Origin of the sequence: Bacillus sp. NPDC060175, from assembly GCF_042728695.1 — a bacterium.
Lineage (GTDB): Bacteria > Bacillota > Bacilli > Bacillales > Bacillaceae_G > Bacillus_A.
In genome coordinates this window covers 1-7,633 of the sequence record NZ_JBHWYR010000133.1, presented here as the reverse complement: position 1 = coordinate 7,633, position 7,633 = coordinate 1, and the positions used below count along the sequence as shown (strand labels likewise).

Sequence of the window (7,633 nt, the reverse complement as noted above, 5' to 3'; positions counted from 1 at the left end):
GATATAAATAAGTTGATGAGACTCTCTATTTCTCTTTACTCATCTTTCTAGATTTAAAAGATTATTGCATACATAATTCATTCTATAAAAATTAAATAATTAAAACAATGTATAAAAATGTATATTTTTCGAAATATTATGATTCACAGAAGAACCTCTAGCACATGCTAGAGGTCCTGCCCACCTTACTATTCTTTATCTTTTTCTACTTCTTTTTTCTTATCTTCTACTACAGATACGACAGGTTTATCATTCGATAACTGCTGTACTGCACCTTTTCCAGCAAATCCTTCTAGTAATTCTTTTAAATCAATACCAGAAGAAGCTTTTAGCGTTTCTTGCATCGTTGCCATTAAATCAGTCGCATAACCTGCAACTTTTCCGGCGCCGCTATTCTTTCCACCGCCGCCTGTATCGACAACTGTAATTTTATCAATATTGCTAAGTGGACTTGCAATTTCTTTCGCATAACTCGGAAGCATTTTTAGAACCATATCCATAATCGCGGCTTGCCCATATAATTCAAATGCCTCTGCAATTTTTTGTTTCGCTTCTGCTTCAGCTAAACCTTTTAATCTAATAACATCTGCTTCTGCTGTACCTTGCGCTTTCTGTACTTCTGCTTTCGCTTGACCTTGCGCTTTTTCAATTTCTGCTTTCGCTAAACCTTCTACACGAACTTCTTCTGCACGTGCTCTTGCTTCAGCTTCAATCTTATATTGATCCGCATCTGCTTTTTTCATTTGTTTTACTTTTTCGGCTTCTGCTGATTGTTCGACAGCATAGCGATCTGCATCTGCTTTTTTCTTCACTTCTGCATCATATTGCTTTTCACGACGTGCAATCTCTTTTTCTTCTAATTCAATTTGCTTTTCACGCTCAATGATTTTAACGCGCATTTGCTCTTCTGTAACACCTTGTTGCGCTTTCGCTTGTTGTAATTCATAAGAAAGATCTGCATCTGCGCGAGCTTGTTCTTGGTCCCTCTTATAAGATTGTACTTTTAATTCCTTATGTTTTTCAGCTTCAGCGATTTGTGCATCACGTTGATATTCCGCTTCTTTTGCTTCTTTCTCAGCACGAGCTTTTTCAATTCGTGCCTCTTTTTCACGCTCTGCATTCGCAACTGTTGCATCACGCTTAACCATTGCAATTTGCGGCTGACCAAGTGCATCTAAGTAACCGTTTTTATCCATTATTTCTTTAATTGTAAAGGAAACGATGCGAAGTCCCATCTTCTTCAAATCAGTAGAAGCTACTTCATGCACCTTTTGTGCGAATTGCTCTCTATTACTATAAGCATCTTCTACTGTCATAGAAGATAAAATAGCACGTAGATGCCCTTCTAAAACTTCTTTTGCTTCTACTTTTAACTCTTCCGTTTCTTTTCCTAAATATTGTTCAGCTGCTGTAGAAACTTCTTCAATTGTCGATCCTACTTTAATAATAGAAACACCGTTTACTGTAATTGGTACACCTTGTTTCGTATACGTATCACGTGTTCCAACTTCTAATTTGTAGTTTAATAAGCTAAGAAGTTCTGCTCGTTGCATAATTGGCACAACGAAAGTACCACCACCGCGGATAATCTTAATCTTCTTTCCATCATCAGTGGTAACAACATTCTTTCCACCACCAAGCCAGTTCCCTGTTACAATTAATGCTTCATCTGGACCAACTGTACGATACTTCGTAATGAATACTAAAATGAGTAGAATTAAAATTGCGAGTAAAACTCCACCGATAATTAATGGAATCGTCATGTAAATTCCCCCTTATAATTTTGGTTTCTTTAAAGAATAAGCGATGTTTTGTACAAGCAAAACACCATCTTGAATTCCCTCAATAATGACCTCGGTTCCTTGTGAAATATCTTTTTTCCCAATTGTTTTCGCTGGTATTGCATTACTTCCAAATTTAGAGGAGATTAATACTTCACCAAATCCTTCTGTAGGAATTGTCGTAATGACTTCTCCCTTGCAACCAATGAATTCATCCATACGTTGCACCGTATTTTGTTCTGCTTCTGCAATTGGTTTTAAAATTAATATTTTCATTATGAAAACACCGATGAAAGATATAGCAAATGAACCAGCAAAAATAATAGTACTATTAAAGGAAAATAAATATTCTCCTATATAACTAAGTCCACATAACATGGCGAAGAAACTAAGTAGTAAAGTAACAACGGATACAGATCCGCCCCCAAAACTAAATATTGATTCAAATATATCTCCAAAGAAAATATAAATAACAGTGAGTATAGTAGCAATAATAAATCCATATAAATAAATTGTTTCAAGTGGATAACCAAACAAGACCATTTCTTATCCCCCTTTCTTAAACAATCCCTTTTTTGTTATGTGTATGCCCCACCTCTTTCAAAGATTATCGTTCTTAATTTTCAGTTATTTACCTTTTAAAGAAAAGCCTGTAAGACAGGCCTCTAAAAAAGAACAGGAGAAACCTATTGTGACAGGCTCCTCCTAGAAAATAACCGATATATTATATATCTATATAATACACTATTTTCCACAAAAAGTAAAGTTAAACATACATTGGAAGAGCATTTATTTTATCCCGCATTAATGGGCAGTAAAACTCCCACTTCAAAATTCGGCGAATGCGAGGAAGTTAGGTGGGAGATAACTGCCCATAAAAGTCCGATTGGTGTGGGCTAATAATCAGTGGGGGATGAACAGAACCCCCGCTGATTAAAGTTTCACTTTACTGATAATGCGTATGTTCCATCGCCATTATCATATTTATATACATACAAGTAATACTTACCTGGTTTTGCATTAAATTTTGCTTCTATACGATTTCCATTAGCTTGACCGTAAGCTACGTAATTTTGCATATCTGATTCATGGTGAAGTACCCATGTCATCCCGATTCCATGCTCATTTAAAACAGAAATATCGATATCTTTCGCTGATGCTACATTAAATGTATAAACATCGGTGTGATCCCCGCCGATAAGGCTACCTTTTATAGTAGTGTTCAGCCCGATACGATTTGCTTCCTCTGGACGATTATTTGGTTCAGATTCTGTTAAACTTCCATCTTTAATCGTAACAGTTGTCTCGCTTCTACTCTCTTTTCCTTTATCATCTTTTACTCTTAACGCTACTTTATAAGTTCCTTCTCTTTCATATGCATGTACTGGATTAACTTCTGTACTTGTTCTTCCGTCTCCAAACTCCCATGAATAAGAAACGATTTTTCCATCTTCGTCGTTTGAGCCATCACTTTTGAATTGAATTCCTTCTTTTACAAGTCCATTATAAGGACCGTTTATATTAACTGTCGGAGCTTTATTTTCTCCGTCATCTTTTGCGATACCATGAAAGACTACATCATATTCAAATTGATTGGAACTATTCACACGGTAATTGACGAAATATGCTGTAACCGTTTTGTAGCCGCTCCATTCTTTTTGCGCTAATTGTTCTAAAGCTTCATTTACTCTTTTACTCATTGCGTTCCAGTCTTCTGATTCACCTTTTGTTACACTACCTGTAAACGTACCTTCTAATGTAAATGTATTAAAGAATTGAGACTCATGTTTTGTCATTTTTGTATCTTTCATAGACAACATATCACTAATTTCTTTCTTCACTTCTGTTAACGATTTTGATGCATGTTCAGTTAAATAATCATCTGCTACTTCCGGCACATTATACTTATCTTGATTATCAATTAACTGCTGCATATAAGCTTGGTACTCTTTATTTAACTTCGGATCTTTACTTAAAGTTTCACGATATGTATCATAATTTTTCACGTCATTCGCACGAATTAAATCTTGAATTTTATCAAACGTTTCAAATTGATGAGTATATAAGTACGACTGCAATGCAAACGAGTAGTTATAGAAATCCCAAGAACCATATTTAGCAAATAGTGTACGCTCTGCCGTATAACGGCTTGCAGGATCAGATGATAACCCACTAATTATGCTCTTTCTCGGTACAACGTTATTCGTACGAGTAGATCCTGCGAAAAATTCTGCATTCCCTTCTTGGAACCAAGTTAATCTTTCATTTTGATACATATCTCCTCTTCCAAATAAACCGGGAACTTCATATCTCCCTTGAAGATAATGAGTAAACTCATGACGGAATAACTCTTCTAAACTATAAATACTTTGCTCTGGCGTACGCTCATATGTAAAGAATGTACCTGTCTCTTCAATATAAATTCCACCGTTATTCGTCTCATATCCATACAGTTGTCTATTTAATTGATATTCATCTGGAGTATTATAGATTACTATCGTTAATACGTCGTCTGCATTACCTTGTTCTAAAGCTTTGTCATTTCCAATTACGCGGTGATATTGCGCTTTTACTTCCTTTGCAGCCCAATATAATCTCTTAATTTTTTCTTCTGACACTTTATCCCCAGTTTTAAATACAATAGATCCATCGTCGAATGTATACGTTTTTGGTAAGTATTGCTCCTTGCCTTCTTTACGTATCTTCTCTAAATCTACCGTATTCCCGCTATAATCTTTCCCATTATAGTTTGTTGTAATTTGTTCTACCGCAACAAAATAAGGTTCGCTTAAACGTGAATACATATGCATTGCTTGTGTAACAACCTCTAATCCTTTATTTGGATTGCTATGAAACTTCCCTAAACGGCTAGCAAAATAAATTCCATTATTAACGAGCCATTTATTTTCTGGCGTTACTTCATTTAGAAGAGCAATACGATTTATTTCATTAATAAACCCATCTACTTTTCCATACCACATCGTTTCACTCGCTTCTTTACGAGCCTCATTTAAGTAAGACTGTATATCATAATCAATGCCTTGCATCATATCGTACACAGCTTGTCCTTTCATACGATCGTCTACATATGCATTAAAATTATCATTATATTGTTTTAAAATATTCGATGCGTATTGCACCGTTTCAACATCACTTGATGCATTACTAATTAATTTACCGTATGCAGATACGACTGTATCTTGTTCAACTGTACCAAGCTTAAAGTTTGGATTTTTTGCGATTGCTTTTAAAGCAGGTAAACATTTATCCTGGAAGCTTCTCTCATTTAAATCGCTTAATTCGTTATTATAAAATGCAAGATAAAAAGCTGAACGTAACACTTCAGTAAACGTTTGAATTCCTTTTGAATCATCTTTCGTAAATGAATTCCCTCTATGAGCTAATTCATCTATAATGACTTGCATTTTTCCTTTATCTTTATAAAAAGCCTTTGCATCTTCATTAAACTGGAATAAGTCTGTAATTTGGTGCCACTTAATACTGCCTAACGTTTCAACTAATTCTTGATCATTCATTTTGTTTAAATCAGCCATTGAATAGCTTTCTTTAATTTGCTTTACTTCTGAACTTTTCATAATAGATGCTGGTCGCTGTGAAAAATCTCCTACTTTTAAACGCTCTTGAAACGATAATGTTTCCTCAGCTTTAGAAGCGTGTCCGATCTCATCTACTCGTTTTTCAATTCCAACTGGTTTCGAATGCAATACATTATATGGTACCTTTTCTTCCGCTGACACATGAGTTTGAATTGCCCCGAGCGATAAGGCCATTGTACTAATACTAAGCATGACTTTATTGATCTTTGATTTCTTGTTCATATCATTTCCCCCTATGTAAATATTCCATTCAAGAATTTAACATATTATCCAGATGAAATGATATAAAATGCAATATTTCATATTATTTCTTCATACATTTTGAACATATCGTGAACAAATCAACCTTTATCTCCAAACAATAATCTACTTTCTTCCATTTCTAATACACTTAGAAAATGCCCAGCAATATCCTTCTCTCATACAAAAAGACATCATCATATGCATGTTTCTAATGAAACTGCCATGATAATGTCTTCTCAAAAAAGAAAAAATTAATTATATCTAATAATAAGATTAAACGTTATTTACTTCTTAAATAATCTCTTTCTAAATACGAACATACTTAGTGCGGAAAGAACAAGTGTTATTCCAGAAAGTAAAGTCGATGTGCTAGCTTCACCGCCTGTTGATGGTAAAGATTTCTTGCCTTCCTCTGGCTTATTAGCATGTTGTTTATTTAAAGTGTCTGCTTTTCTTCCCTCGTTTTCAACAACTTGATTATTCCCTTTTTGCTCTTGATCCAATCCTGTTGCTGATTCTTTTACTTCTTTAACTTCCTCTTTCGCTTCTTCAACTTCTTTTGTTGGCTCTTTTACTTCTTCTTTTACTTCTTCTTTTACTTCTTCTTTTGCTTCTTCAACTTCTTTCGTTGGTTCTTTTACTTCTTCTTTTACTTCTTCAACTTCTTTTGTTGGCTCTTTTACTTCTTCTTTTACCTCTTCAACTTCTTTTGTTGGCTCTTTTACTTCTTCTTTTACCTCTCCAACTTCTTTTGTTGGTTCTTTTACTCCTTCAACTTCTTTCGTTGCTTCTTTTACTTCTTCTTTTGCTTCTTCAACTTCTTTTGTTGCTTCTTTTACTTCTTCTTTTGCTTCTTCAACTTCTTTTGTTGGCTCTTTTACTTCTTCTTTCGGTATTAATTTTTCTACTATATTCTGCATGACGATGCCACTATATAATATGCCCGTCTCATAATGATCTGCATCTAAATCAAATTCATATATTTTTTCTCCTAGAGTACTCCAAATGATTCCCTCATCAGTAAGCGTTCCACCTTCACTCTTTAGCGTAATCTTTTCAATTGGCTCTCCCTCTAAATCATATACAGGAATTGTCACTTCTTTATTTATTTCTGCATCATCCAAAATGACCTTTTGCCTTCTAACATCAATTGTTCCCCACTGACCTAATTGTATTAACGGCCTTACATCACGAATCTCATTTTCAGCTAATTTTAAACTAAGTAAGTCTAACATTGAGCCAAGAACCGTTACATCTTTAATACGATTATCTGTAAGATTTAACCATTGTAAATTTTTCAATGAAGATAACGGTGTTATATCTTCAATTTGATTATGAGATACATTTACATCGTTCAAATGTTTCAAGTTTGAGATGAACTCAATATTTTTCAAGCTTACTCCTTCTAAAGTGAGTTTTTCTAAATTCGTCATGTACTCTAAACCTGTTATATCTGTTATCTCTTTTATCTCTTTTCCTTTTTCTTTAAGTATCTCTAATTTTTTAATCTGTAATAAATCTTCTTTTGTGATAGGAGCGTTTAAATTCTCTCTACCTAAATTCTCTTTATTAATATGTTGTTGTAAAGTTTTATCGGGAATTACATTTTCCTTTTGTTCATTATCCTCTTTTATTGTTTCCTTTATTTCATCTAACCTTTCAACAACATTTTGAATTACTGTTCCATTAAATTTAATACGATTCTCTTCTGGCTTTATATCCAACGTAAATTCGTATGTTTTTTCACCGGTAGTCTCCCATTTAACAGAACCATTATTAACTATTCCATCTTCACTCTTCAATTGAATGGTGTTAATTGGATCTCCTTGTAAATTATAGACGGGTATTTTAACTTCTTTATTTTTTTCTACATTATCTAAAAAGATTTTTTGTCTTTGAATATCGATATACATTCTTTTTCCTAGCTCTTGAACAGGTCTAACATCACGAATTTCATTTGAGCCTAGCTTTAAATTATATAAGCCTGTTAAG

4 protein-coding genes are annotated in these 7,633 nt (G+C 34.0%); all 4 read right to left on the bottom strand.

The window, feature by feature from the left end; genetic code table 11:
* Nucleotides 1-188 precede the first annotated feature (188 nt).
* A complete protein-coding gene (locus tag ACFWDE_RS29205) occupies nt 189-1,763 on the bottom strand; it encodes a flotillin lipid rafts scaffold protein FloT (protein ID WP_002204541.1) in 1,575 nt (524 codons plus the stop codon).
* A gap of 12 nt (nt 1,764-1,775) precedes the next feature.
* Complete coding sequence (locus ACFWDE_RS29200; RefSeq protein WP_002204542.1) at nt 1,776-2,324, bottom strand: NfeD family protein; 549 nt, start codon at nt 2,322-2,324, stop codon at nt 1,776-1,778.
* Between the two features lie 398 nt (nt 2,325-2,722).
* The gene (colA, locus tag ACFWDE_RS29195) at nt 2,723-5,620 is read right to left on the bottom strand and encodes a collagenase ColA (protein WP_377896231.1); all 2,898 of its coding nucleotides are present in this window, start codon (nt 5,618-5,620) and stop codon (nt 2,723-2,725) included.
* A gap of 305 nt (nt 5,621-5,925) precedes the next feature.
* Nucleotides 5,926-7,633, bottom strand: a 1,708-nt coding sequence (locus ACFWDE_RS29190; protein ID WP_377896230.1) for an Ig-like domain-containing protein, incomplete at its 5' end; no start/stop codon positions are given.